22 protein-coding genes are annotated in these 25,223 nt (G+C 71.7%); 14 read left to right on the plus strand and 8 right to left on the minus strand.

Translation table 11 applies throughout. The annotated features are described in order from the left end of the window. Nucleotides 1–26 precede the first annotated feature (26 nt). Nucleotides 27–1,643: a carboxyl transferase domain-containing protein gene (locus AC6F7H_RS18480; RefSeq protein WP_500758048.1), complete on the minus strand. Its 1,617-nt coding sequence runs from the start codon at nt 1,641–1,643 to the stop codon at nt 27–29. A gap of 86 nt (nt 1,644–1,729) precedes the next feature. On the opposite strand from AC6F7H_RS18480, the gene AC6F7H_RS18485 reads away from it, so the two are divergent. From AC6F7H_RS18485 to tesB, 3 genes are all read left to right on the plus strand, one after another. Then, a complete protein-coding gene (locus AC6F7H_RS18485) occupies nt 1,730–2,344 on the plus strand; it encodes an SACE_7040 family transcriptional regulator (protein ID WP_500758049.1) in 615 nt (204 codons plus the stop codon). Nucleotides 2,345–2,530: 186 nt separating this feature from the next. Next, nucleotides 2,531–3,688, plus strand: a complete 1,158-nt coding sequence (locus AC6F7H_RS18490; RefSeq protein WP_500758050.1) for an acyl-CoA dehydrogenase family protein — start codon at nt 2,531–2,533, stop codon at nt 3,686–3,688. A gap of 35 nt (nt 3,689–3,723) precedes the next feature. Continuing rightward, entirely contained in the window at nt 3,724–4,593 is an 870-nt protein-coding gene (gene tesB, locus AC6F7H_RS18495; protein ID WP_500758051.1) for an acyl-CoA thioesterase II, read from the plus strand. On the opposite strand, the gene AC6F7H_RS18500 is transcribed toward tesB, so the two are convergent. Further along, nucleotides 4,590–5,390, minus strand: a complete 801-nt coding sequence (locus tag AC6F7H_RS18500) for a phosphatase (RefSeq protein WP_500758052.1) — start codon at nt 5,388–5,390, stop codon at nt 4,590–4,592. The genes tesB and AC6F7H_RS18500 overlap by 4 nt on opposite strands. Before the next feature lie 127 nt (nt 5,391–5,517). Beyond that, on the minus strand, nt 5,518–7,053 hold the full coding sequence (locus AC6F7H_RS18505; protein WP_500758053.1) for a PucR family transcriptional regulator: 1,536 nt from the start codon (nt 7,051–7,053) through the stop codon (nt 5,518–5,520). Nucleotides 7,054–7,206: 153 nt separating this feature from the next. On the opposite strand from AC6F7H_RS18505, the gene speB reads away from it, so the two are divergent. From speB to AC6F7H_RS18540, 7 genes are all read left to right on the plus strand, one after another. Then, entirely contained in the window at nt 7,207–8,187 is a 981-nt protein-coding gene (gene speB, locus AC6F7H_RS18510) for an agmatinase (protein WP_500758054.1), read from the plus strand. Further along, nucleotides 8,184–9,869 carry a thiamine pyrophosphate-binding protein gene (locus AC6F7H_RS18515; protein WP_500758055.1) on the plus strand — a complete coding sequence of 562 codons (1,686 nt, stop codon included), beginning with the start codon at nt 8,184–8,186 and terminating at the stop codon, nt 9,867–9,869. The genes speB and AC6F7H_RS18515 overlap by 4 nt, the downstream gene beginning before the upstream one ends. A gap of 125 nt (nt 9,870–9,994) precedes the next feature. Then, nucleotides 9,995–10,726 (plus strand): alpha/beta fold hydrolase, encoded by a 732-nt coding sequence (locus AC6F7H_RS18520; protein WP_500758056.1) that lies wholly within the window; start codon nt 9,995–9,997, stop codon nt 10,724–10,726. A gap of 348 nt (nt 10,727–11,074) precedes the next feature. Continuing rightward, on the plus strand, nt 11,075–11,959 hold the full coding sequence (locus tag AC6F7H_RS18525) for a septum formation family protein (protein WP_500758057.1): 885 nt from the start codon (nt 11,075–11,077) through the stop codon (nt 11,957–11,959). A gap of 297 nt (nt 11,960–12,256) precedes the next feature. Further along, the gene (locus tag AC6F7H_RS18530; RefSeq protein ID WP_500758058.1) at nt 12,257–12,649 is read left to right on the plus strand and encodes a helix-turn-helix domain-containing protein; all 393 of its coding nucleotides are present in this window, start codon (nt 12,257–12,259) and stop codon (nt 12,647–12,649) included. A gap of 88 nt (nt 12,650–12,737) precedes the next feature. Then, nucleotides 12,738–13,148, plus strand: a complete 411-nt coding sequence (locus AC6F7H_RS18535; RefSeq protein ID WP_500758059.1) for a VOC family protein — start codon at nt 12,738–12,740, stop codon at nt 13,146–13,148. 347 nt (nt 13,149–13,495) lie between these two features. Continuing rightward, complete coding sequence (locus AC6F7H_RS18540; RefSeq protein ID WP_500758060.1) at nt 13,496–13,894, plus strand: VOC family protein; 399 nt, start codon at nt 13,496–13,498, stop codon at nt 13,892–13,894. 64 nt (nt 13,895–13,958) lie between these two features. Here the strand turns inward: AC6F7H_RS18540 and AC6F7H_RS18545 are convergent, their stop codons facing one another. Further along, nucleotides 13,959–14,564 (minus strand): TetR/AcrR family transcriptional regulator, encoded by a 606-nt coding sequence (locus AC6F7H_RS18545; RefSeq protein WP_500758061.1) that lies wholly within the window; start codon nt 14,562–14,564, stop codon nt 13,959–13,961. Nucleotides 14,565–14,679: 115 nt separating this feature from the next. Further along, nucleotides 14,680–14,886, minus strand: coding sequence for a DUF397 domain-containing protein (locus AC6F7H_RS18550; protein ID WP_500758062.1), 207 nt, complete (start codon nt 14,884–14,886; stop codon nt 14,680–14,682). Between the two features lie 179 nt (nt 14,887–15,065). On the opposite strand from AC6F7H_RS18550, the gene AC6F7H_RS18555 reads away from it, so the two are divergent. Next, nucleotides 15,066–15,359 (plus strand): hypothetical protein, encoded by a 294-nt coding sequence (locus tag AC6F7H_RS18555; protein WP_500758063.1) that lies wholly within the window; start codon nt 15,066–15,068, stop codon nt 15,357–15,359. Nucleotides 15,360–15,437: 78 nt separating this feature from the next. Here AC6F7H_RS18555 and AC6F7H_RS18560 read toward each other — a convergent pair whose 3' ends face one another. After that, entirely contained in the window at nt 15,438–16,286 is an 849-nt protein-coding gene (locus AC6F7H_RS18560) for an endonuclease I family protein (RefSeq protein ID WP_500758064.1), read from the minus strand. A gap of 212 nt (nt 16,287–16,498) precedes the next feature. On the opposite strand from AC6F7H_RS18560, the gene AC6F7H_RS18565 reads away from it, so the two are divergent. The 3 genes from AC6F7H_RS18565 to AC6F7H_RS18575 all read left to right on the plus strand — a co-directional run bounded on the left by AC6F7H_RS18565 (nt 16,499) and on the right by AC6F7H_RS18575 (nt 22,355). Then, nucleotides 16,499–20,230, plus strand: coding sequence for an ABC transporter ATP-binding protein (locus AC6F7H_RS18565; RefSeq protein WP_500761917.1), 3,732 nt, complete (start codon nt 16,499–16,501; stop codon nt 20,228–20,230). 99 nt (nt 20,231–20,329) lie between these two features. Beyond that, nucleotides 20,330–20,716: a hypothetical protein gene (locus AC6F7H_RS18570; RefSeq protein ID WP_500758065.1), complete on the plus strand. Its 387-nt coding sequence runs from the start codon at nt 20,330–20,332 to the stop codon at nt 20,714–20,716. A gap of 205 nt (nt 20,717–20,921) precedes the next feature. After that, nucleotides 20,922–22,355 carry a S28 family serine protease gene (locus tag AC6F7H_RS18575; RefSeq protein WP_500758066.1) on the plus strand — a complete coding sequence of 478 codons (1,434 nt, stop codon included), beginning with the start codon at nt 20,922–20,924 and terminating at the stop codon, nt 22,353–22,355. Between the two features lie 36 nt (nt 22,356–22,391). Here the strand turns inward: AC6F7H_RS18575 and AC6F7H_RS18580 are convergent, their stop codons facing one another. Together AC6F7H_RS18580 and AC6F7H_RS18585 are read right to left on the minus strand one after the other, a co-directional pair. Further along, nucleotides 22,392–23,033, minus strand: a complete 642-nt coding sequence (locus AC6F7H_RS18580) for a hypothetical protein (protein WP_500758067.1) — start codon at nt 23,031–23,033, stop codon at nt 22,392–22,394. A 198-nt stretch (nt 23,034–23,231) separates the two neighbouring features. After that, nucleotides 23,232–25,124: a glycoside hydrolase family 3 protein gene (locus AC6F7H_RS18585; protein ID WP_500758068.1), complete on the minus strand. Its 1,893-nt coding sequence runs from the start codon at nt 25,122–25,124 to the stop codon at nt 23,232–23,234. Nucleotides 25,125–25,223: the final 99 nt, after the last annotated feature.

Raw genomic sequence — 25,223 nt, forward strand, 5'->3', positions numbered from 1 at the left:
CTGATCTGCCATCGTCAGGGGTCCCCTCACATCCGGAAGACGCCGAACTGGGGCTCGCCCAGTGGCGCGTTGGCGCACGCGGTCAGGGCCAGGCCCAGGACCTGCCGGGTCTCCAGCGGGTCGATCACCCCGTCGTCCCAGAGGCGGGCCGTCGCGTAGTAGGCGTTCCCCTGGTGCTCGTACTGTGCGCGGATCGGGGCCTTGAAGGCGTCCTCGTCCTCGGCCGGCCAGCTCTCCCCGCGCGCCTCCAGCTGGTCCCGCTTGACGGTCGCGAGGACGGAGGCGGCCTGCTCGCCGCCCATGACCGAGATCTTGGCGTTCGGCCACATCCACAGGAAGCGGGGGGAGTACGCCCGCCCGCACATCGAGTAGTTGCCCGCGCCGTACGACCCGCCGACCACCACCGTCAGCTTCGGCACGCGGGTGCACGCCACCGCCGTCACCATCTTGGCACCGTGCTTGGCGATGCCGCCCGCCTCGTAGTCCTTGCCGACCATGAAGCCGGAGATGTTCTGCAGGAAGACCAGCGGGATGCCGCGCTGGTCGCACAGCTCGATGAAGTGGGCGCCCTTCTGGGCGGACTCGGAGAACAGGATGCCGTTGTTGGCGACGATCCCGACCGGGTGGCCGTGGATCCGGGCGAAGCCGGTGACCAGGGTCTGCCCGAACTCCGACTTGAACTCGGCGAACCGGGAGCCGTCCACGACCCGCGCGATGATCTCGCGCACGTCGTAGGGCGTGCGCGAGTCCACCGGCACCGCGCCGTACAGCCCGGCGGGGTCCACCTTGGGCTCGACGGCCTGCCGCACCTGCCAGGGGAGCTCGCCCCTCGCGGGGAGCGTGGAGACGATGGTGCGGACGATCCTGAGCGCGTGCGCGTCGTCCTCGGCGAGGTGGTCGGTGACGCCCGACACCCGCGAGTGGACCTCGCCGCCGCCCAGCTCCTCCGCCGTGACCACCTCGCCGGTGGCCGCCTTCACCAGGGGCGGGCCGCCGAGGAAGATCGTGCCCTGGCCGCGGACGATCACCGCCTCGTCGCTCATCGCCGGGACGTACGCCCCGCCCGCCGTGCAGGAACCGAGCACGGCCGCGATCTGCGGGATGCCGGCGCCGGACATCCGGGCCTGGTTGTAGAAGATCCGCCCGAAGTGGTCCCGGTCCGGGAACACCTCGTCCTGCATCGGCAGGAACGCCCCGCCGGAGTCCACCAGGTAGACACAGGGCAGGCGGTTGTCCAGGGCCACCTCCTGCGCGCGCAGGTGCTTCTTCACCGTCATCGGGTAGTACGTGCCGCCCTTGACGGTCGCGTCGTTGGCGACGACCACGCACTCGCGCCCGCCGACCCGCCCGATCCCGGCGATCACACCGGCCGCCGGGGCCTGCCCCTCGTACATCCCGTCGGCCGCCAGCGGGGCCAGCTCCAGGAAGGGCGAACCGGGGTCGAGGAGCGTGTCCACGCGCTCGCGCGGGAGCAGCTTCCCGCGTGCCGTGTGCCTGGCCCGCGCCCGCTCGCCGCCGCCGAGCGCGGCCGCGGCCAGCTTGGCGCGCAGCTCCTCGACGAGGGCGCGGTGCGCCTCCTCGTTGGCCCGAAAGGACTCCGACGCGGGATCGGCCGCGCTGTGAAGCTCCGGTGCCTCGTGCATCCTGCGGTCCCCTCACTGGTTAATGAGCGTTAACGCGTTCCCCTCAGGTTAACGACCGCTAACCCCCGCTGTCTAGAATCGTCTCCATGGCCACCAGAACCGACGCCCCGACTCGCCGCGAGCAGATCCTCAAGGAGGCCGCGCGGCTCTTCGCCGAGCGCGGGTTCCACGGCGTCGGGGTCGACGAGATAGGCGCCGCGGTCGGCATCAGCGGACCCGGCCTGTACCGGCACTTCCCTGGCAAGGACGCGATGCTCGCGGAACTGCTGGTGGGGATCAGCGGCCAGCTGCTGACCGGCGCGAAACAGCGACTCCAGGAAGTCGGCGAGGTCGGCGGGGGCGAGGGGGCGGCTCCCGAGGCGGTCCTGGACTCGCTGATCGAGGGCCACATCGACTTCGCACTCGACGACCGCCCCCTCATCACCCTGCACGACCGTGAACTGGACCGCCTGCGGGACACCGACCGCAAGCTGGTGCGGCAGCTGCAGCGGCAGTACGTCGAGCTGTGGGTCGGGGTGGTGCGCGAGCTCTACCCGGACCTGGCCGAACCGGCCGCCCGCTCGGCCGTGCACTCGGTGTTCGGCCTGCTCAACTCCACCCCGCACCTCGGCCGCCCCGGCGCCCTGCCCGGCCGCGCCACGACGGCCGTCCTGCTGCACCGGATGGCGCGCGGCGCCTTCGCGGCGGCGGGCGCCCCATGACTCCGGCGGAGTGACGAGCGTTACGAACCCTCCGCTCTGGACGGCTGTGGCTACTCGCCGGTATCTTCACTGTCTGAGCAAGCGCTTAGCCACGTGGGACCGCAACCATCCATTGAGGAACCCCCACGGCGAGCAACCACATACGCGAGAGCGGCGCCGGCTTAGGCGCGAGAAGGGGTGGCGGCGGTGCGCCGTACGGTGTTCAACGAGGATCACGAGGCTTTCCGGGAGACCATCCGCGACTTCATCGAGGCCGAGGTCGTCCCGGTCTACGACGAGTGGTTCGCGGCGGGCCAGGCGCCCCGCGACTTCTACTACAAGCTCGGTGAGCTGGGCATCTTCGGCATCAACGTCCCCGAGGAGTTCGGCGGCGCGGGCCTGGACAGCCACAAGTTCGAGGCCGTCCTCTACGAGGAGACCGCCCGCGCGGGCGTCCAGTTCGGCGGCTCCGGCGTGCACGTGCTGCTCGCCCTGCCCTACATCAAGATGCTCGCCACCGACGAGCAGAAGAAGCGCTACCTGCCCAAGTTCGTCACCGGCGAGGAGATGTGGGCCATCGCGATGACCGAGCCGGGCACCGGCTCCGACCTCGCGGGCATGAAGACCACCGCCAAGCTGAGCGAGGACGGCACCCACTACGTCCTCAACGGCGCCAAGACCTTCATCACCGGCGGCGTCCACGCCGACAAGGTCATCGTCTGCGCCCGGACCGCCGCCCCGACCGCCGAGGACCGCCGCTTCGGCATCTCCCTCTTCGCCGTCGACACCAAGTCCGAGGGCTACTCCGTCGGCCGCAAGCTGGACAAGCTCGGCCTGCGGACCTCCGACACCGCCGAGCTGGCGTTCGTCGACGTCAAGGTCCCCGCCGAGGACCTGCTCGGCGGGGAGAACAAGGGCTTCTCCTACCTCGGCCACAACCTGGCCTCCGAGCGCTGGGGCATCGCCTTCGGCGCCTACGCGCAGGCCAAGGCGGCCGTCCGGTTCGCCAAGCAGTACGTGCAGGAGCGCACCGTCTTCGGCAAGCCGGTCGCCCACTTCCAGAACACCAAGTTCGAACTGGCCGCCTGCCAGGCCGAGGTGGACGCCGCCGAGGCGGTCGCCGACCGCGCCACGGAGGCCCTGGACGCCGGCGAGCTGACCCCCGCCGAGGCCGCCTCCGCCAAGCTGTTCTGCACCGAGGTCGCGCACCGCGTCATCGACCGCTGCCTCCAGCTGCACGGCGGCTACGGCTACATGAACGAGTACCCGATAGCCCGCCTCTACGCGGACAACCGCGTCAACCGCATCTACGGCGGCACCAGCGAGATCATGAAGTCGATCATCGCCAAGGACATGGGCCTGTAAGGCGCGGGAAATCCCTGACGTATACAACCGACCCCATGAGTCAGGCACTACAGGAACTCCTCGATCTGCTCGACCTCGAGCAGATCGAGGAGAACATCTTCCGCGGCCGGTCCCGCTCCGTCGTCGTACCCCGTGTCTTCGGCGGGCAGGTCGCCGCGCAGGCCGTGGTCGCCGCGGGGCGGACCGTCCCCGCGGACCGGCCCGCGCACTCCCTGCACGCGTACTTCCTGCGCCCCGGCGACCCCGGCGCGCCCATCGTCTACACCGTCGACCGGATCCGCGACGGCCGCTCCTTCACCACCCGCCGGGTGGTCGCGGTCCAGCACGGCAAGCCGATCTTCCACCTCTCCGCGTCCTTCCAGACGTACGAGGAGGGCCTGGACCACCAGGAGCCGATGCCGCCCGCCCCGGACCCGGCCACGCTGCCCACCGCCGAGGAACGGCTCCGCGACTACGGCCACCTCGACCCCCACGTCGTCGAGCGCTTCCTGGAGGCCCGCGCCGCGGTCGACCTGCGCTACGTCGACGAGCCGCCCTACGGCCGCTTCGGCGAGCCCCGCGAACCCCACTCCCAGGTGTGGTTCCGCACCAACGGCAAACTGACCGACGACCCCCTGCTGCACGTCGTCCTCGCCACCTACGTCTCCGACATGACGCTCCTGGACTCGGTGCTGCTCGCCCACGGCCGGGGTGGCTGGGCGGTGGGTGACGTGGTCGGGGCCTCCCTCGACCACGCCATGTGGTTCCACCGCCCGTTCCGCGCCGACGAGTGGCTGCTGTACGACCAGCACTCCCCGTCGGCGCACGGCGGCCGGGGCCTCGGCCAGGCCCGTATGTACACCCGGGACGGCCACCTCGCGGTCTCGGTCGTCCAGGAGGGCATGGTCCGCGTTCCCCGTGCTTAGCGGGCGTTCTGGTCCAGCCCCGCCTCCGCCAGCAGGTACGCCGTCATCGGGTCGTAGTGGCGGGGGCTGACCACGTGGTCGTCGAGGGGGACCGTCACCTGGACGGTGCCCTCGGCCTCCGCGAGGAACAGCGCCGGGTCGTTGCAGTCGGCGTAGCCGACGGAGTCGACGCCGTGCTGTCCCGCGTACCCCGCCCAGCCGTGGTCGGCGACGACCAGGTCGGGCAGCGGGCGGCCCTCCCGCTCCAGGGCGGTGAGGATGGCCTTCATCGGCTCACCGGAGTGGGTGTGCCACAGCGTGGCACCGTGCTCCAGCACCGCCACGTCCGCGAACTGCATCACGTACCCCTCCTCCGTGGCCAGCCCGTCCGGGATCACCACGATCTCGCAGCCGGCGGCCCGCAGCGCGGCGGCCGTGGCGCGGTGCACGTCGAGCAGGCCGCCGGGGTGGCCGGTGGCGAACAGCACCCGCTGCCGGCCGTCCGCCGCCTTGCGCAGCCGCCCCGCCATCCGCTCCAGGGCGGCCACGGTCAGCTCCGGGTCGATGGTGTCCTGGCCGTACCGGTGTTCGGCGTCGTCGCTGACCCCGACCCGTTCCGCCATCACCGCGAGCACGTCCTGCTCGTCGCTCCAGCGGTCGCCGAGTTCCAGGCCGAGCCAGAAATGGCGGTCGCCGTTCGCCAGCTTGCGGTAGTGGGAGAGGTTGTTCTCGCGCGGCGTGGCGACCTCGCCCGCGATGCGCGTGGCGGTGAGGTGGAGGAGGAGTTCGGCGCGGCTGGGTGTCCCGGATATCGGCATGCCTCCATTGTGGAGCAGCGCCCTACGGGCGTCCCCGGGGTATCGCCCCCTGGGACGCGCGTCACGTACTCGGACGACTCCGTACGGGTACTCAGGGCGCCCGGTCCGGGGTGGTGGTGCCGGGTACTCAGGTACGGCGCAGGGCGAACCACAGCTCCATGCGTACGTCCGGGTCGTCCAGGTCCGTCTCCAACAGGGCCGCGCACCGTGCGATCCGCTGCCGCACGGTGTTGCGGTGCACGGACAGGGCCACCGCGGTGCGGTCCCAACTGCCGTGCAGGGAGAGCCAGGTGCGCAGGGTGTCCACGAGGGCGGGCGTGCCTTCGAGGGGGGCGAGCAGCAGGCGGGCGTGGGTGTCCGCGTCCGTCGGGGGGACCAGGTCGTCCAGCGCGGGCCGGGCGCCGTGCGTGACGAGCGGCGCCCGGGTGGCGCGGGCCCGGGCCAGGGCGCGGGCCGCCTGGGTGTCGGCCGCGGGCCAGTCCCGCGGGCCGACGGCGGCGCTGACCCCCAGGGTCCAGCCGGGCGGCGCCTGCGGCTCCCGTCCGGCGGGGACGAGCACCCGCACGACCTCGTCCGCCGGATCCACCAGCGCCGACCCGAGGGCGGCGCCCAGGGCGGAGGCCGCCAGGGCGTCCGGGGCCTGCGCGTCCGGTCGCGCGTGCACGACCCGCCACCGCTCCCCGCCGAGCAGCGGCGCCACGTCCTCCGGCTCGCTCCCCAGCAGCAGCCTTACGAGCGCGGCGGAGCGGGCCGCTCCGGTACCGCTCTGCTGCTCACCGGTGAGCAGGGCGAGCAGGACGGCGGCCACGGACGCGATGGTGTGGTCCCCGGCGTCCGGCCGCCCGGCCGCGACGCCGAGCACGAACCCGTGACCGGCACCGAGCGCGTACGCGGTCAGCCGGACACCGGCGAGCGTGTCGGTGGCGGAGGCGGGCCCGGGGTGCCCGGGGCGCCCGGGGTCGCTGCCGGGCACCGGGGCGGGCCGTCGGTCCGCACCCGTCGGCCGTACCACCCGGGCCAGCCGTGCCAGTGCCGCCCCGATCTCCGCGCCCTGGTCACGGCCCGCCGCGGCGAGTTCCGTGCCCTCCGGGCCGAACAGCACGGCCCGGCCGCCCAGCCGGCGGGAGAGCTGGTGCAGCACGGCCGGTACCGGATTCGGGCGGGCGGCGGCGGACGCGAGGCTCTGGTGGGCCTCCGCCACCCGGCGCAGCTCCGCCAGCCGGGCCTGCGCCATCAGCTGCCACACCGCGCGGGCCACCCCGGAGAACGTGGTCCGCGGCGGCACCTCCAGCAGCGGCAGCCCGTGGAGCTCGCAGGCGGCGGCCAGCGCCTCCGGCACCGTGTCGTGCACCGGCGCCAGACCGAAGCCCAGGGCCACCCCGCCCGCCGCCACGATCCGGGAGACGTACGCGTCGAAGTACCCCGGACCCGCCCCCTCCGGGATGTGCACGCCCGCCGACAGCAGCAGCTCCCCGCCCAGCAGATACGGGTACGGGTCCGCCATCTCCGAGGTGTGCACCCAGCGCACGGCGATGCCCGGGTCCGACGGCCCGGCGACCCGGCGCAGGCCCAGGTCCTCCCGTGCCAGGAGCGCGTCCAGGGACACCGGGGGCGTGGGCGGGACCATGGGGGCGGCCACGGTGGGCGATTCCTCCATACTCATCCTCCAGAATGGATGAAACATACACTTCCCAGCCGCTCGCCGGCCACCTAACGTCGCCGACAGTGCGGCAACCGGGCCAGGCCCCGCCGCCCAGTAGAGTCACAAGGCAGGCAGCACATACGCGGTGAAGCGTAGGAAAGAAGGCAGTCCTCCATGAGCAGCAACGAGACGCCCCGCGGACCCGTCGACTCCTCCCGCGTCCCCCGGTACGCGGGCCCCGCGACCTTCGCCCGGCTGCCCCGCCTGGACGAGGTCGGCCGCACCGATGTCGCCGTGGTGGGCGTGCCGTTCGACTCGGGCGTCTCCTACCGGCCGGGCGCCCGCTTCGGCGGCAACGCCATCCGCGAGGCGTCCCGGCTGCTGCGCCCCTACAACCCCGCGCAGGACGCCTCCCCCTTCGCCCTCGCCCAGGTCGCGGACGGCGGCGACATCGCCGTCAACCCGTTCAACATCAACGAGGCCGTGGAGACCGTCGAGGCCGCCGCCGACGACCTCCTCGGCACCGGCGCCCGCCTGATGACCCTGGGCGGCGACCACACCATCGCGCTGCCGCTGCTCCGCTCGGTCGCCAAGAAGCACGGCCCCGTGGCCCTGCTCCACTTCGACGCCCACCTGGACACCTGGGACACCTACTTCGGCGCCGAGTACACCCACGGCACCCCGTTCCGCCGGGCGGTGGAGGAGGGCATCCTCGACACCTCCGCCCTCTCCCATGTCGGCATCCGCGGCCCGCTCTACGGCAAGCAGGACCTCACCGACGACGAGAAGATGGGCTTCGGCATCGTCACCTCCGCGGACGTCTACCGCCGGGGCGCCGACGAGGTAGCCGACCAGCTGCGCCAGCGCATCGGCGACCGCCCGCTGTACATCTCCATCGACATCGACTGCCTGGACCCGGCCCACGCCCCCGGTACCGGCACCCCCGAGGCCGGCGGACTGACCTCCCGCGAACTCCTGGAGATCCTGCGCGGGCTGGCCTCCTGCAACCTGGCCTCGGCGGACCTCGTCGAGGTGGCCCCCGCGTACGACCACGCGGAGATCACCTCGATCGCCGCCTCCCACACGGCGTACGAGCTGACCACGATCATGTCCCGCCAGATCGCCGAGGCGCGCAAGGAGGGCACGGCCAAGTGACCCACGACCACGACCTGGTGCTGCGCCCGACGCCGGCCCAGACGGAGGTCGCGCTGAACCCTCCCCCCGGCCGCAACGGCGGCGACCTGGTCGTGGAGACCCTGGCCGGGCTCGGCGCGACGACCGTCTTCGGCCTGCCCGGCCAGCACGCCCTCGGCATGTTCGACGCCCTGCGCCGCTCCGACCTGAGGTACATCGGCCTGCGGGTGGAGAACAACGCCGGGTTCGCGGCGGACACGTACGGCCGGATCACCGGCGAGGCGGCGCCCCTGCTGCTCTCGACGGGCCCGGGTGCGCTGACCTCCCTGCCCGCGCTCCAGGAGGCGGCCGCCGCCTCCGCCCCCGTCCTGGCGATCAGCAGTCAGATCCCGACGGCCGGACTCGGCGGCGGACGCCACGGCTACCTGCACGAACTGCCCGACCAGTCGGCCTCGTTCCGGGGCGTGGTCAAGTCCGTCCACACGGTGCGCACCGCGTCCCAGATCCCGTCGGCGATCACGGCGGCCTGGAAGTCGGCCCTGACGGTGCCGCACGGCCCGGTGTGGGTGGAGATCCCGCAGGACGTCCTGCTCGCGGAGACGACCCTGCCGGTGGTGACGGCCATGGACGCCACCCCCGACGAGCTGCCCCCGCGTCCCGAACTGACCGCGGTGGCGGCCCACTTGCTGTCGAACGCCGTCCGCCCGGCGATCATCGCGGGCGGGGGAGTGGTCCGCGCGGACGCCTCGGGCAAGCTGCGCCGGCTCGCCGAGCTGATCCAGGCGCCGGTCGTGACGACCCCCGGCGGCAAGGGCGCCTTCCCCTGGACGCACCCGCTCTCGCTCCAGTCCTGGCTGGAGGACCGCCACACGACGGACTTCCTGGAGGACGCCGACGTCCTGCTGGTGGTGGGCTCCGGACTGGGCGAACTCTCCTCCAACTACCACACGTTCAAGCCGCGCGGCCGGATCGTCCAGATCGAGGCCGACCTCGGCAAGCTGGAGTCCAACCACCCGGCGCTCGGCATCCACGCGGACGCCCGCCTCGCCCTCCAGGCCCTGCTGGAGACGGTGGAACCACGCGAGGACACCACGGCACCGGAACGCGTCCGCACCCTGCTGTCGAAGGTCGCCGAACGCATCGCCGCTCAGGAACTGACCCTGGAGCAGAAGGTGTTGACGGCGGTCCGCCGCGCCCTTCCCGCCACCTCGCCCTCCTTCTGGGACATGACGATCCTGGCCTACTGGGCCTGGTCCGCCTTCGACGCCAAGGGCCCCAACCACCTGCACTCCGCCCAGGGCGCCGGCGGCCTCGGCTACGGCTTCCCGGCCGCCCTCGGCGCCGCGGTCGCCGACCCCACCCGCCCTGTCCTGGCGGTCTCCGGGGACGGCGGCGCCCTGTACTCCCTCGCCGAACTGGCCACCGCCCGCCAGTACGACCTCGACGTCACCTGGCTGATCGTCGACGACGGCGGCTACGGCATCCTGCGCGAGTACATGACCGACACCTTCGGCGAGCCCACGGCCACGGAACTGACCCGCCCGGACTACGTCGCCCTGGCCGAGTCCTTCGCCGTCCCGGCCGTACGCACCACCCCCGAGACCCTGGAGCACGACCTGACCCAGGCCCTGGCCGCCCCGGGCCCGTCCGTGGTCGTGCTCCCGGCCGTCCTGCGGATGTTCGCGCCGACGCACCTGGGCTGAGTCCGGCGGGAACTCGTGTGCATGGGCGACCCGGTTGGCCGCTGGAGCGCCTTCCCGCATCTTCCTTGGTCGTGGGAGAGACCGCGCCGGTAGAGTCGGTCGGGCGGTACCACCTCGGGAGAGCGATGACGGCAGCAGATGCAGTGCCCGTGGTCTTCGTTCACGGGACGCGCTTCAGCGCGGGGCAGTGGAGCGTGCAGCTCGCCGCGCTCCGGGACGAATTCCCGGTGGTCGCCGTCGACCTGCCCGGCCATGGGAAACGCTCGGCTCAACCCTGGAGCCTGAGCAGTGCGACCGAGATCATCGCTTCCGCGGTCGACTCGCTCGGCCGAGGGCCGGCTCTGGTCGTCGGGCACTCGCTCGGCGGATACGCCGCGCTGGAGTTCGCGCGGTGCCGTCCGGAACGACTGCGCGGGCTGATCCTCGCGGGAGCCAGCGCCTCCACCCGCGGCCTCAGGGCGTTGCCGTACAGGTGGGTCGCCGGACTGGTCCCCCGTATACCGGAAGACCGGCTGGCTCGGTGGAACGACCGGTTGCTGCGGCGGCTCTATCCGCCAGAGGTGGTGGAGGCGACCATCCGATCCGGCTACGCCTTCCATACCCTGCCGGCAGCCTGGAGCGAGGTACTGGGGCGCTTCGAGGCGAATGCGATGCGTTCCGTGAAGGCTCCGGTCCTGATCCTGAACGGCGAGAAGGACGTCGTCTTCCGGTCCGGCGAGGCGGACTTCGCCCGCGCGCATCCCCACGCTCGCGTCGAGTTGATCCCGCGGGCGAGGCATCTCGCGAACTTCGACGATCCAGATGCCTTCACCGATGCCGTCCGCCGCTTCGCTCGGCAGCTCCCCGCCGTCAGCTGATCACGGCATCACCGGGTCCACCTGGCGTCCCTGAACACCCAGCAGCCGATTGCGGTGCTCAGCCACAGCAGCTGGCCGCTGACGGTTTCAGCGGTTCGTGGCGAATCCGTACCTCGCGGTACGCCCGCCCTCGCGCGCGTCCCTCCACGCTCCACAGCGCCTGGCTCCCCAGAAGTGCTCACAGGGCCCTCCCGGCTCCCACCTGCGCAAAGTGCGGGTACAACCCTCGCGGCCCGTCGCGAGTCAGAGACGTTGCGATGAGGTGAGGGCCTTCGTGCAGCCGGGCCACAGGAATGGCATACGATGCCCGTTCCCCTCATGAAGATCACGTAAGAGGATGTACACGTCATGACAATCCGTGCCCCGTACCGTTCCCTTCGCGGCATATCCGCCGTTGTCGCCCTGCTCGCGATCGGCGCGGTGGGATGCTCGGACGTCTCCGACGCCGTCGACAGCGCCAAGGACGGCGCGAAGAAGGTGGCTCGCCAGCGCTCGGTGTTCTCGCTGGACGTCGGCGACTGCTACAACCCGAACGGCAAGGCCGAGGGGGAGGCGTACGCCATCGAGATCGTGCCCTGCGAAGAGGCGCACGAGGGCCAGGTCGTCGGCGAGTTCAAGATCGACGAGGGCAAGGAGTACCCCGGCGACGACGGGGTCGCGACGATCGCGGACGAGCGCTGCCCGGTCGAGGCGCAGAAGTACGCCCCGGACACCTGGGCGCTCCCCGAGGGCGTCGGCCTCTCCTACTACACCCCGACCAAGGAGAGCTGGGCGACGGGTGACCGCGCGGTGAGCTGCACCTACACCGCGGAGAAGGGCACGTTTGAGGGCTCGCTGGACACCGCGAAGTCCCTCAAGCCCGAGCAGACCACGTACCTCGAGGGTTCGAACGCGGTCTACGAGGCCCTGTGGGCGAACCAGCCCGAGAAGGACGTCGAGGAGGACCTGGCCGGCTACAAGGCGCAGGCCAAGGCCGTCGCGGCCGCCCTCGACGCGCACGTCGAGGGCCTGGGCGGCATCGAGGGCACCGAGGTCGGCAAGCTCCGCGTGACGCTGACGAAGGCGGCCGGGAACTGGACGAAGGCCGCGAACGCCGCCGACGTCGACGCGTTCTACACCGCCTACGACCCGGCGTTCACCGACATCGACCCGAACGAGTCGGTCGCCGCCCGCAAGGAACTGGGCCTGGCCACCACCGTCCCGGCCGACGAGGCCGAGGTCTGGGCGGACTGACGCCCCGTCGCATCGGCGGGGCCGTGTCCGTCAGGGACCCGGCCCCGCTCCCTGGGGCCTGTCCGGTCTCGACGCCGCCGACAAGGAGGGATCCCTCCCCTCGCCGGCCGCATCCGGCTCGCGGACCGAGACGCGCGGCCGCGGCGACGGCCGCAGCACGGGCGACACCTGCCGATGGGCGTACGACGGCACCTACGTCCACGGCGCGGACAACTGCTGGAGCGTCGGCGCACGTCGGCGGTGTGCCGGCCGTGGCCGGCCCGTACAGGGTGCGGTGGACCGTGATGGGATGGCGGCGTGAGCCGTGCCACCGAAGAGACCAACCGCCGCATGCTCCGGGCGCGGGACGCGATGGGCCGCGACTACCCGCAGCCGATGGACGTCCCCGCCCTGGCGCGCATCGCGCATGTGTCACCGGCGCACTTCACACGGACCTTCCGGGCCACGTTCGGTGAGACACCGCACCGCTACCTCCAGCGCCGCCGGGTGGAACGGGCGATGTTCCTGCTGCGGGAGACCGACCGCAGCGTGACGGCCATCGGCTTCGAGGTCGACTTCGGCAGCCCGGGAACCTTCAGCCGCACGTTCCGCGACATCGTCGGCCGGTCACCGCGCACGTACCGCAGGGAGGCGACGGCCGTGAGCGTGCCGACGTGCTTCACGATGGCGTGGACCCGGCCGAGTACCTGACCTTCCGGCAGGCTCCCGGCACACGGCGCCCGGGAACCGAGCAGTTTCGGATAAGTTTCCGTCCCGCCGACTGGATAGCGTGAGCGTCATGTGCAACGCCATCACGCACTCGCAGATGTACGTCCTCGACCAGGACGAGGCCCTGGACTTCTACGTCGGCAAGCTCGGTCTGGAGGTCACCGCGGACGTCGACCTGGGCTTCATGCGCTGGCTGACCGTGGGCGTCCCCGGCCACCCCGAGCGGCAGATCCTGCTGGAGAAGCCGGGCGCTCCGGCGATGTCGGAGGAGACCGCCGAGCAGGTGCGCGACCTGGTGACCAAGGGGGCCATGGGCGGCTGGTTCATCCTCACCACCGACGACTGCCGCAAGACCTACGAGAGGCTGCTGGAGAAGGGCGTGGAGTTCACCCAGGAACCCACCGAGCGCCCGTACGGAACCGACTGCGGCCTGCGCGACCCCTTCGGCAACCACATCCGCTTCACCCAGCCGAAGGCCTGAGACGTTCCGAGTAGTTGGCGGCGGGCCGGTCCCGGCGCGGTGCCGGTCCCGGCCCGCCGCTGATCTCCACCTCGTACGATCCGACCGTGCTCACCACCCCGGGTGGGGGCCGACTGCTGCAACCCGGTCAGGTGTGGCTGACGGAGAAGGACAAGGACGGGGCGACCGAGCTGTACCCGCTGACCGCTGCGTCCCCGGGGGAGGACGAGGACCCGATGAAGTCGTCCCTGGCGGGGCCTTCGGCGCGGTGCCCTCCCTCATGGAGGGGCAGATCGCCCGACGTCTGCCGGCCGAGCGCGAGCTTGCCGGAGACGAGATGGAGCGTTGACAGACCTTAGGCTGCACGCATGGTGAGGATCGGAATTCCTGTCATCGGTGTCACGGACCTTCCCCGCGCAGTGGCCTTCTGGACGCAGGCTCTGAACCTGGTGGTCGCTGAGGAGCGGAAGAGCGAGACGTGGCAGACACTCGACCACGCCGACGGCTCCGGCCATGCTCTCGGCCTGCTGCGCAGCACGTCGCCCGCTGAGTCATACCCTCGCCTCCACCTGGACCTTTTCACCGATACGACGGAGGAACAGCAAGCCGAGGTCCAACGACTGATCGGCCTCGGTGCACAGTCCGTCGACTGGGACCTCTACCCGCCCGACCCCGACTTCGTCGTCCTCGCCGACCCGGACGACAACATCTTCTGCGTCGTCGACCTGAGCCGGGCACCCAGTGGCGGTAATCGGCCGACACCCTGAAGCGGTTGTTCGCCAGGAAGCCGTTGCCCCTCGTAGCTCCTGGCCGAGAGGGTCTGCAGGGTTCTTACGCGGAGGCCCAGGGTTCCAGCAGGTCGCTGAGCAGGTCGGTGAAGGCGTTGTCCAGGGTGTCCTCCCGGAGTCGGTCGCCGACGGCCTCGGGGGAGAGGGCGGCGGGACGGGCGATCCAGAGGATCTTCCAGGGTCTGGAGGACAGTGCGCGGTCGCCCCAGATCCCGCCGTGCGGGCAGAGGGGATGGAGCAGATCGCTGATGCGGTCCGTCGCGATCCCCACCAGCGGTCCGTCGAGCGCCGTGTGCGCCGCCGCGAACTCCTTGGGGGAGGACCGGGCGAGGGCAGCCGTGGTCGGGTGCCGGCGGATGGTGCGGACCACCTCCGCCAGGTGCTTGGTGATCCCCGGGACCGTGCCGGCGCTCGGGCAGGCACGGTCCGCCGTGGCGAAGGCGTCCGCAAGCTCGGCCTGTAGTGCGTGCAGGTGCAGCGCAGTGACGGATTTCCAGTTCTGGTACAGGAAGTTGCGGGTCGTCCCGCAGTCCCGGGCGATGGCGGCCAGAGGCACGTTCAGGCCTTCCGTGCGCATGAGAGTGCGTACGGTGCTGATCACCCGCCTCGTACCGTGGAGCTCGGGGTCGTGCCTGAAGGGCGGGCTCATGGCCGCTACCTTGCCGAAAACCGTGAGCAGTTGGCAGGGAAGTGTCCCTCAGGCGCTCAAATGAGTGACATCTGGACAGTGAGGGCTGATGTGCTCACGGTTTTCGCGGGGTGGGTCACTGCTGGAGTGCGGCGATGAACGATGCCCACCCGGCTGCGGAGGAGACCAACACCGGCCCGTCCGGAACCTTGGAGTCCCGAACCGGCACGCCGCAGCGGTGACCATCGAGTACCTCAAGGCAGCTGCCACCGTTGGGGTCGCTGTAGGACGACTTGCGCCAGCCGCTCATCGTCGGGGTGCCCGCTGTGGTCCGGTCAGTCATGGTGTCCGCACTCCTTCGCAGTGGCCCTGAACAGGGCGAGTGATTCCTTCGGCGACAGTGCGTCGCTCAGCGCGAGATCGTGGCGATGCCGCAACTCGCGGACAGCGGACGGGGAGTCGTGCAGTCGCCCCATCCGTAGGCCCTCGCCGGCTCGCCGTGCACGGGGTGGAGGTGGCGGCGTGAGCAGGGGGAGCGGCGAGATGCGCCTGCTGCCCTGGGCGGGGGCGGAGGGCAAGCCCTGCCACCTCCTCACCGACGGGACCGGTCCGCTGTCCCGTGTGGCCGACGGCGTCGAGCGCGTGCAGCTCGGGATGGCCGGTGACCTCCTGGAACACGCCGCCGACCTGCCGGCCGACCGGCGTGCGACCGCCGACCGGCTCCGGTACCTGCTCGGGTGCATGTACGAGGCGCTGACGGACGTCCGCCGGATCGCCGAGAGCCGGGGCGCCCGCGCCGGCACGGCCGAGCGGTGATGACGACCGGGTCGGCACGGACGGCGTGCGCCCGTGGTGCCCGGGGCGGTGTCGCCGGGCACCACGGGAGCCGGTGGGTCACCAGATCGACTCGACCCACTCCGGGTGGTCGATGAACGGGTTGCGGTTGTGCTGGTAGGAGTCGTAGATGACCTGGTTGCGGCGCTTCTCGAAGGCGTCCGGCGGGTCCTGCTCGTTCCACGCCTTCAGTACGGAGAGCCTGCCCATGTAGGGGGCGCTGCCGTTGTTGACGTTGTTGTTGGGCTCCAGGTCGGCCCAGCCGTCGCCGCCCTCGTAGCGGACCGCCATGTAGAGGATCATGCGGGCCACGTCGCCCTTGACGGCGTCGCGCGGCTCGAAGGAGTCGGAGTCGGTGCGGCTGCCGCCGCCGTTCGTGACGGGGCTGCCGCCGTTGTCGAAGTCCTTGTTGCCGCGGATGCTGTTGACCTGGACGTCCGTCGGGCGCAGGTGGTGGATGTCGGTGCCGGGGCCGGTGGAGGTGCCGAAGTTTCCGTGGGACTTGGCCCACACGTGCTCGCGGTTCCAGTCGCCGGTGTTCCCGCCGTTCAGGGATTTGGCGCGGGAGATCCCCGAGTACAGCAGGATCACGTTGTTGCTGTTGTTCGGGTCCTGGTCGGTGGCCTTCAGGGCGTCCCAGACGGCCGAGTAGGACAGCTTCGTCTGGCTGCTGATGATCGTGTGCAGTGAGGACTTCAGGCTGGGCCCCGTCTTGCCGATCGCGTTCTTGTAGTACGTCGAGTCGTAGTCCGTGGTCGAGCCGGCCGTGGCCGTCGCCACGGCCTTCCCGGTGGTCGTCGCCGTGGCCGGGGTGGCGGCCAGGGCGGGGGAGGCGAGGGCCGTGAGGACGGCGGCCGTGGCGAACGCCACCGCTTTCCGACGCCGGGCGCGCATGCGTATCGCGAGCATGTGGGGTGTCCGATCTACGCGGGTTGAATGGCGGTATGGGCATCGTGACATGAGCATGCAGTCAAGGGAATGTACGAGACGTGGCGATTGCGTGACGCCCTTCGGTAGCACCGGCGCCGGGGGTGCGGGGATGAAAACCGCCGCGGAACGCGTTGGAGCCTTCCGGAAGATCAGGACGATCGGATCGTATGACCGAACCGGAGGGCACCCGCGTGACACCGCAACAGGGATGGGCACGGCGACTGACCGGATATGCCTGGCGCTATCCCAAGGACGTCCTCCTGGCCCTGGGTGCCTCCCTCGGCGGCATGGCCGTGATGGCGCTGGTCCCGCTGGTCACCAAGGTGATCATCGACGACGTGATCGGCGACCACAGCCGCGCCATGGCCCCCTGGGCGGGCGCCCTGATCGGTGCCGCGCTCCTCGTCTACGTCCTCACCTACATCCGCCGCTACTACGGCGGCCGGCTCGCCCTCGACGTGCAGCACGACCTGCGCACCGAGATGTACCGGTCGATCACCCGGCTCGACGGCCGCCGCCAGGACGGACTGTCCACCGGGCAGGTCGTCGGGCGGGCGACCAGTGACCTCCAGCTGATCCAGGGCCTGCTCTTCATGTTGCCGATGACCATCGGCAACATCCTGCTGTTCCTGATCTCCCTCGGGATCATGGCGGCGCTGTCGCTGCCGCTCACGGCCGTCGCCCTCGCCGTCGCGCCCGCCCTGTGGTGGATCGCCAAACGCAGCCGCGCCCGGCTGCACCCCTCCACCTGGTACGCCCAGGCCCAGGCCGCCGCCGTCGCCGGCGTGGTCGACGGTGCCGTCGGCGGCGTCCGCGTGGTGAAGGGCTTCGGGCAGGAGGAGCAGGAGACGGGGAAGCTGCGCGAGGTCGGCCGGCGGCTGTTCGCCGGGCGGCTGCGCACCATCCGCCTGAACTCCAGGTACACCCCGGCCCTCCAGGCCGTCCCCGCCCTCGGCCAGGTGGCGATGCTCGCGCTCGGCGGCTGGCTCGCCGTGCGCGGCAGCATCACCCTGGGCACGTTCGTCGCGTTCTCCGCCTACCTCGCCCAGCTCGTCGGCCCGGTCAGGATGCTCGCCGTCGTCCTCACCGTCGGCCAGCAGGCCCGCGCCGGCACCGAGCGCGTCCTGGAGCTGATCGACACCGAGCCGTCCCTCACCGACGGCACCAAGGAGCTCCCCGCCGACGCCCCCGCGACCGTCGAGTTCGACGACGTCTCCTTCGGCTACGAGCCCGGACACCCCGTCCTCAGCGGCCTCTCCTTCGAGATCCGCCCCGGCGAGACCCTCGCCGTCGTCGGCGCCTCCGGCTCCGGCAAGTCCACCGTCTCCCTGCTCCTGCCACGCTTCTACGACGTCACCGGCGGCGCCGTCCTCGTCGGCGGGCACGACGTGCGGGAGCTGACCACCGAGTCCCTGCGCGCCGCCATCGGACTGGTCCCGGAGGACTCCTTCCTCTTCTCCGACACCGTCCGCGCCAACATCGCCTACGGCCGCCCGGACGCGACCGAGGAGCAGATCGTGGCCGCCGCCCGCGCGGCCCAGGCCGACGGGTTCATCACGGAACTGCCCGAGGGCTACGACACCACCGTCGGCGAGCACGGCCTGACCCTCTCCGGCGGCCAGCGCCAGCGCGTCGCACTCGCCCGCGCGATCCTCACCGACCCGCGCCTGCTGGTCCTCGACGACGCCACCTCCGCCGTGGACGCCCGCGTCGAGCACGAGATCCACGAGGCGCTGGCACAGGTCATGCGCGGCCGCACCACCCTGCTGATCGCCCATCGCCGCTCCACCCTGGGCCTCGCCGACCGCATCGCCGTCCTCGACGGCGGCCGGCTCGCCGACATCGGCACCCACGACGAGCTCCAGCGGCGCTCCGCCCGCTACCGCCGACTGCTCACCGACCCCGACGAGCTGGGCGGCGTCTCCCCGGGCCACACCCCGTCCGCCGCGTCGCAGGCGGCCCACCCGGAGGACACCTCGGTCCGCGCGGAGCTGGACGCCGAGTTCGACGCCGAACGCGGGGTCACCCCCCACCTGTGGACCGGCGACCGCGAGCCCAAGGACACCGCCCTGGCCGACAGCCCGGCCACCCCCGAGCTGCTCGCCCAGGTCGAGGCCCTGCCCCCGGCGAACGACGTCCCCGACGTGGACGAGGGCCGGGCCGTCCAGCGGGAGGAGTCCTACGGCCTGCGCCGCCTGCTGCGCGGCTTCGGCCTGCCCCTGCTGATCAGCCTCGGGCTGGTCGCCGTGGACGCGGCCATGGGCCTGCTGCTGCCGGTGCTGATCCGGCACGGCATCGACGACGGCGTCACCCGGGCCGCCCTCGGCGCGGTCTGGGCGGCCGCCCTGCTCGGCCTGCTCGCCGTGGTCGTCCAGTGGGCCGCGCAGATCGGCGAGATCCGGATGACCGGACGCACCGGCGAACGCGTGCTGTACTCACTGCGGCTGAAGGTCTTCGCCCAGCTCCAGCGGCTCGGCCTCGACTACTACGAGCGCGAGCTGACCGGCCGGATCATGACCCGGATGACCACCGACATCGACGCCCTGTCGACGTTCCTGCAGACGGGTCTGGTCACCGCGTTCGTCTCGGTGGTCACCTTCTTCGGCATCATGGGCGTCCTGCTGGTGATCGACGTACAGCTCGCCCTGGTCGTCTTCGCCACCCTGCCCCCGCTGATCGTCGCCACGTTCTACTTCCGCCGGGCCAGCGTGAAGGCGTACGAACTGGCCCGGGAACGGGTGTCGACGGTCAACGCCGACCTCCAGGAATCGGTGTCCGGGCTGCGGATCGTGCAGGCCTTCAGGCGTGAGCGGCACGGCAACCGGCGGTTCACCGAGCGCAGCGCCGACTACCGCGCCGCCCGGATCCGGGGCCAGTGGCTGATCTCGGTGTACTTCCCGTTCGTGCAGTTCCTGGCGTCGTCGGCCGCGGCGGCGGTGCTGATCGTGGGCGGGGCCAGGGTCGACAACGGGACGCTGACGACCGGCGCGCTGGTGGCGTACCTGCTCTACATCGACCTGTTCTTCGCCCCGGTGCAGCAGCTCTCCCAGGTCTTCGACGGCTACCAGCAGGCGACCGTCTCCCTGGGCCGCATCCAGGAACTGCTCCGGGAGCCGACGTCCACCGAGGACGCCGAGAAACCCCTCGACGTGCCCTCCCTGCGCGGGCAGATCGCCTTCGAGGACGTGCACTTCGCCTACGGGAACGAGGAGGAGGCGCTCAGCGGCATCGACCTGCGCATCCCCGCCGGGCAGACCGTCGCGTTCGTCGGCGAGACCGGCGCCGGGAAGTCCACCCTGGTCAAACTGGTGGCCCGGTTCTACGACCCCACCGGGGGCAGGGTCACCGTCGACGGTACCGACCTCAGGGACCTCGACATCACCGCGTACCGGCACCGGCTCGGCGTGGTCCCGCAGGAGGCCTACCTCTTCCCGGGCACCGTCCGCGACGCCATCGCCTACGGCCGCCCGGACGCCACCGACGCCGAGGTGGAGGCGGCGGCCCGCGCGGTCGGGGCGCACGAGATGATCGCCACACTGGAGGGCGGCTACCTGCACGAGGTCGCCGAACGCGGCCGGAACCTCTCCGCCGGACAGCGCCAGCTGATCGCCCTGGCCCGTGCCGAACTGGTCGACCCGGACGTCCTGCTGCTCGACGAGGCCACCGCCGCGCTCGACCTGGCCACCGAGGCGCAGGTCAACCAGGCGACGGACCGGCTGACGGGGCGGCGTACGACGCTGGTCGTCGCGCACCGGCTGACCACCGCCGCCCGCGCCGACCGGGTCGTCGTCATGGACCACGGCCGGGTCGCGGAGGACGGCACCCACGAGGAGCTGCTCGCCCGCGACGGGCGGTACGCCGAGCTGTGGCGGACCTTCATCGGGCAGGCCGAACCGGAGGAGCCGGTCGGCGCCGGCCGCTGACCGCGCAACCATCCGCGGTACGCCAGGCGTCCGTATCCGCATACGCCGTTGTGCGCGGCGGATGCGGCAGGTGCGGTGCGGTTCGGGGGAGGAACGGCAGTGGGCAGTGGAGCGATACGCCGGCGGCTCGCGCTCGGTCTGGCGGTGCTGACCGTGTCGGGGATGCTCGTCGCCGCCGCACCGGGCGACGCGCAGGCCGCGGGGCACTGCGCGGGACGCAAGGTGCGCACCCTGCCGTTCTCCACCGGCACCGTGGTCGTCCACAAGCGCGGCGGCTACCTCTGCGCCGTCACCCTCGCCGAGAAGCCCGGCACCCGGCGGACGATGTCGGTGAGCATCCGGGCGCGCGGCGGCCGACCGGTCGTCGACGAGGGCCGCTACACGCGCTACGCCGGCCCGGTCACCGTGCACGCCGGCCGCCGGTGCGTCTGGGTGAAGGGACGGGTGGGCGGCGGCTCGGTCAGCTCCGGCTGGATCCTGTGCTGAGCACGGTTTCGAGTCCGAGTCCGGTCCCGGTCCTGAGTCCGGTCCCGGTCCCGAGTACCGGCTCGTGGCCGCCCCCGCCCCCGACTCCCTGTCCCGCGTAAGGCCTTTGTCCCCTCCATACACAGGGTTTCCCCCATGTCCCCTGGTGCTCAGGCGAGTTGGTCGGCTACCTTCCGGCGCACATCTGTCTCACAGGGGAGTGCGCATGCGCAAGGCGCTCAGATGGCTGCTGGCGCTCACGGTGCTCATAGGCACACTGAGTACGGCCGGGGCGGCCACCGCCGCCGAGCCGGAGGCCACCGGCACCACTGACATCAAGGAGAGACTGCTCTCCGTACCGGGCATGAGCCTGGTCGAGGAGAAGCCGTACACCGGGTACCGCTTCTTCGTCCTCAACTACACCCAGCCGGTCGACCACCGCAGGCCCTCGCAGGGCACGTTCCAGCAGCGGATCACCGTGCTGCACAAGGACGTCGCGCGGCCGACCGTCTTCTTCACCGGCGGCTACAACGTCTCGACGACGCCCCGCCGCAGCGAGCCCACCCAGATCGTGGACGGCAACCAGGTCTCCCTGGAGTACCGCTTCTTCACCCCGTCCCGTCCCGAGCCGGCCGACTGGTCCAAGCTGGACATCTGGCAGGCCGCCAGTGACCAGCACCGCGTCTTCGAGGCGCTGAAGGGGATCTACTCCAAGAAGTGGATCTCCACCGGCGGCTCCAAGGGCGGCATGACCGCCACCTACTACGAGCGTTTCCACCCGCGCGACATGGACGGTGTCGTCGCCTACGTCGCCCCCAACGACGTGGTGGACAAGGAGGATTCCGCCTACGACCGCTTCTTCGCGAAGGTCGGCACCAAGGAGTGCCGCGACCGGCTGAACGCGGTGCAGCGCGAGGCGCTGGTGCGCCGGGCGCCGCTGGTGAAGAAGTACGCGGCCCTCGCCGCCGAGGACGGCTACACCTTCGACACCGTCGGCAGCCTGGACCGCGCCTACGAGGCGGTCGTCCTCGACTACGTCTGGGGCTTCTGGCAGTACGGCACGGTGGCGGACTGCGAGCAGATCCCGGCGGACGCGAAGAACGCCACCGACGACGAGATCTGGACCTCGATCGACGAGATCTCCGGCTTCTCGTTCTACACCGACCAGGGCCTCAGCCCGTACACGCCGTACTACTACCAGGCCGGTACGCAGCTCGGCGCGCCGACCATCGACTTCCCGCACATCGAGAAGAAGTACGTCCGTTACGGCTACCAGCCGCCCCGCACCTTCGTCCCCCGCTCGATCCCGATGAAGTTCGAGCACCGGGCCATGCGGGACGTCGACACCTGGGTGCGGCACAACGCCCGGCACATGCTGTTCGTCTACGGCGAGAACGACCCGTGGGGCGCCGAGCCGTTCCGGCTCGGGCACGGCGCGCGCGACTCCTACGTGCTGACCGCCCCCGGCATGAACCACGGCGCCAACGTGGCCGGTCTGGCCGGTGAGGAGAAGGCGCTGGCGACGGCCCGCATCCTCGACTGGGCGGGCGTCGCGCCGGCCGCGGTCCGGGAGAACCCGGCCGAGGCGAAGCCGCTGGCGGCGTTCGACGCCAAGCTGGACCGGCGGGACGTCGAGCGGGAGCCGACCCTGCGCCCGTAGGGGACGCGGCGGGCGCGTAGGGACGCGCCGGGCGGCTCACACCGGGCGGGCGCAGCCCACCGGTGCGGCGCCGCCGAGCCGGACGAAGAGGACCGTGGACGCCGGGCACCGCGACTTGGCGTCCACGGCCTCGGTCACCTTGTACTCCGGCTTGTGCTTCCCCTCGCCGTCGCAGGCCGTCTCGCGGACCTTTCCGTCGGGCAGGCCGTAGACGCAGTCGCCGACGATGGTGCGCGGGCCGCCCCCGCCGCCGGGATCGCCCGGGTGCGGCGGCTGGAGGTTGCGCATGCAGGCGTAGCCGCGCGGCACCGCCCCGTCGCCGTCCTCGTCGAAGGAGGGGCGCTGCTCGCTGATGTGCAGCACGAAGTCCGTGGTGGCCGGGCAGCGCGGCCCGTCGCGCACGGTCCCGTCGTGGCGGGCGACGACCCGGGCCGCCGCCCGTTCACCGTCGCAGGACACCTCGGTGAAACTGGTCCGGCCGAACGAACTGCACTCGTCGACGTCGAGGAACACCGCCCCGTACCCGGAGATCCGGGTCGGCGTGGGCGATTCCGTCGCCGTCCGCCGCTCGCCCGGGCGGCCGTCCTCCCCGCCACCGCCGAGCGCGCTCTGACATCCGGTCGACAGCACCGTGACAAGGGCGGCGAGCGCGCACACCGCTCCCAGGGAACTCCTCATGCGCGTCACCATCCCCCGAAAAACCCCGTCCAGCGTGACCCGCCGGGGCGGGTCACGCCAGACATACGGGATAGTTTGCGCACGTCGGTGACGGTGTGTCGGGTGTGTGGCGTACAGGCGCTACGTCCGTGCGCCCGTACGCGTCCGTACGGTGCGGCCGGGTCCGTACGGGTCAGCCGCTCCGTACGGGTCGGCCGGTCAGTACGTCAGCCCGTGCCCGACGGGGTACAGCATCGTCGCCGGGTCGTCCGCGCGCTGCACCGGCACCGGCAGTTTCCCGCGCGGCTCCACCTTGCCCGCGATCACCCGGGCCGCCGCCCGCAGTTCGACGTCGGTCCAGGAGTACGTCGCCAGACACGCCGGTACGGCGGGCAGGTGGGCCACGTCGTACGGATTGCGGATCGCCACCGCGACCACCGGCCGGCCGGTCGCCAGGAGCTGCTCGACCAGGGTCCGCTGGCTGCTGCTCGCCGAGACGTTGTACGTCCCGACGACCACCGCGTCCGCGTCCCGCGCGGCGGCCACGGCCTTGGCGATCGTCGCCGCGGACGGTGCCGTCCCGGTGGACAGGGCGGTGGCCGTGAAGCCCAGCTCGGTCAGCGCCTGGGCGAGCACCCCGGTCGGCGGCCCCGTCGTACCGGACGGGGAGGCCGGGTCGGCGCCGACCACCAGCAGCCTGGGCCGGCTGCGCCGGGACAGCGGCAGCAGGCGCCCCTCGTTGACCAGCAGGGTGGTGGTCCGTTCGGCGATCCGGTCGGCCGCGGCCAGGTGCGCCCGGGTGCCGACGGTGCGGTCGACGCCGCCCGGGGACACGTACGGGTCCTTGAACAGGCCCAGCTTCGCCTTCAGCCGCAGCACCCGCAGGATCGATTCGTCGAGCCGCTCCTCGGTGAGCTCGCCGTCCTGGACGGCCTTCAGGACGGCGTTCCACGCCACGTCCAGGGACGGCGGGTTGAGCAGCTGGTCCACGCCCGCCTTCAGCGCCAGCACCGGCACCCGGTCGTCGCCGTACTTGGTCCGTACGCCCTCCATGCCGAGGGAGTCGGTGACCACGACCCCGTCGTAGCCCAGCTCCTCGCGCAGGATGCCGGTGAGGATCGGGTGGGAGAGGGTGGCCGGGTCCTCGGAGCCGTCGAGTGCCGGGACCATCAGATGGGCCGTCATGATCGAGTCGATGCCAGCGGCGATCGCCGCCCGGAACGGCGGCGCGTCCAGCCGCTCCCACTGCTCGCGGCTGTGGGTGATCACCGGGAAGCCGGTGTGGCTGTCGACGGCGGTGTCGCCGTGCCCGGGGAAGTGCTTGGCGGTCGCCGCGACCCCCGACTGCTGGAACCCGGAGACCTCGGCCGCGACCATCGCCGCCACCGCGCCCGGCTCGGAGCCGAAGGACCGTACGCCGATGACCGGGTTGGCCGGGTTGACGTTCACGTCGGCCACCGGGGCGTAGTCCTGACGGATGCCCAGGGCGCGCAGTTCCCGCCCGGCGATCCGGCCCAGGGTGCGCGCGTCGGAGCGGGAACCGCTCGCCCCGATGGCCATCGCTCCCGGGAACAGGGTCGCGGGTTCGCCGACGCGGGCGACGATGCCGTGCTCCTGGTCGGTGGAGATGAGCACCGGCAGCCCGCGCGGCAGGCCGAGGGACGCCTTCTGGATGCCGTTGGAGAGTCCGGCGATCTGGTGCGGATCGCGGGTGTTGTGCGCCCAGGCGAAGTAGATGATGCCGCCGACCCGGTACTTCTCGAGCAGCTCGGCGGCCGTGCGCACGCCGATCTCCTTGAGGTTGGCGTCGATGTCCGCCTGGTCGGGGTCGGTGGCGGAGTGGCCGTAGACGCGCATCACGAACAGCTGGCCGACCTTCTCCTCCAGGGTCATCCGGGAGATGAGGGCGCGGAGCTTTCTGTCGTCGGGGGAGGCGGGGGAACCGGGAGAGGCTGCGGACGCGCCGGCCGCGTGCGCGGTGCCGCCGGCCGCGAGGGCGGTGGTGACGCCCGCGGTCGCGGCGAGGACGGTACGTCTGGACGGACGTGCGGTGCCTGCCGTGCTTCCCGTGCCTGCTGTGCTTCCCGTGTTTCCCGTGCTGCTGTCGGGCACGTGCGCTCCTTTGGGAGGTGATACGCGACGGAATCCGCTGAAGGTAACTTCCAGGACGCCACCAATATCCGGGAAGTTTCTGCCAGTCAAGGGAGTGCG

The sequence above is a fragment of the Streptomyces sp. MMS24-W38 genome (assembly GCF_059889265.1).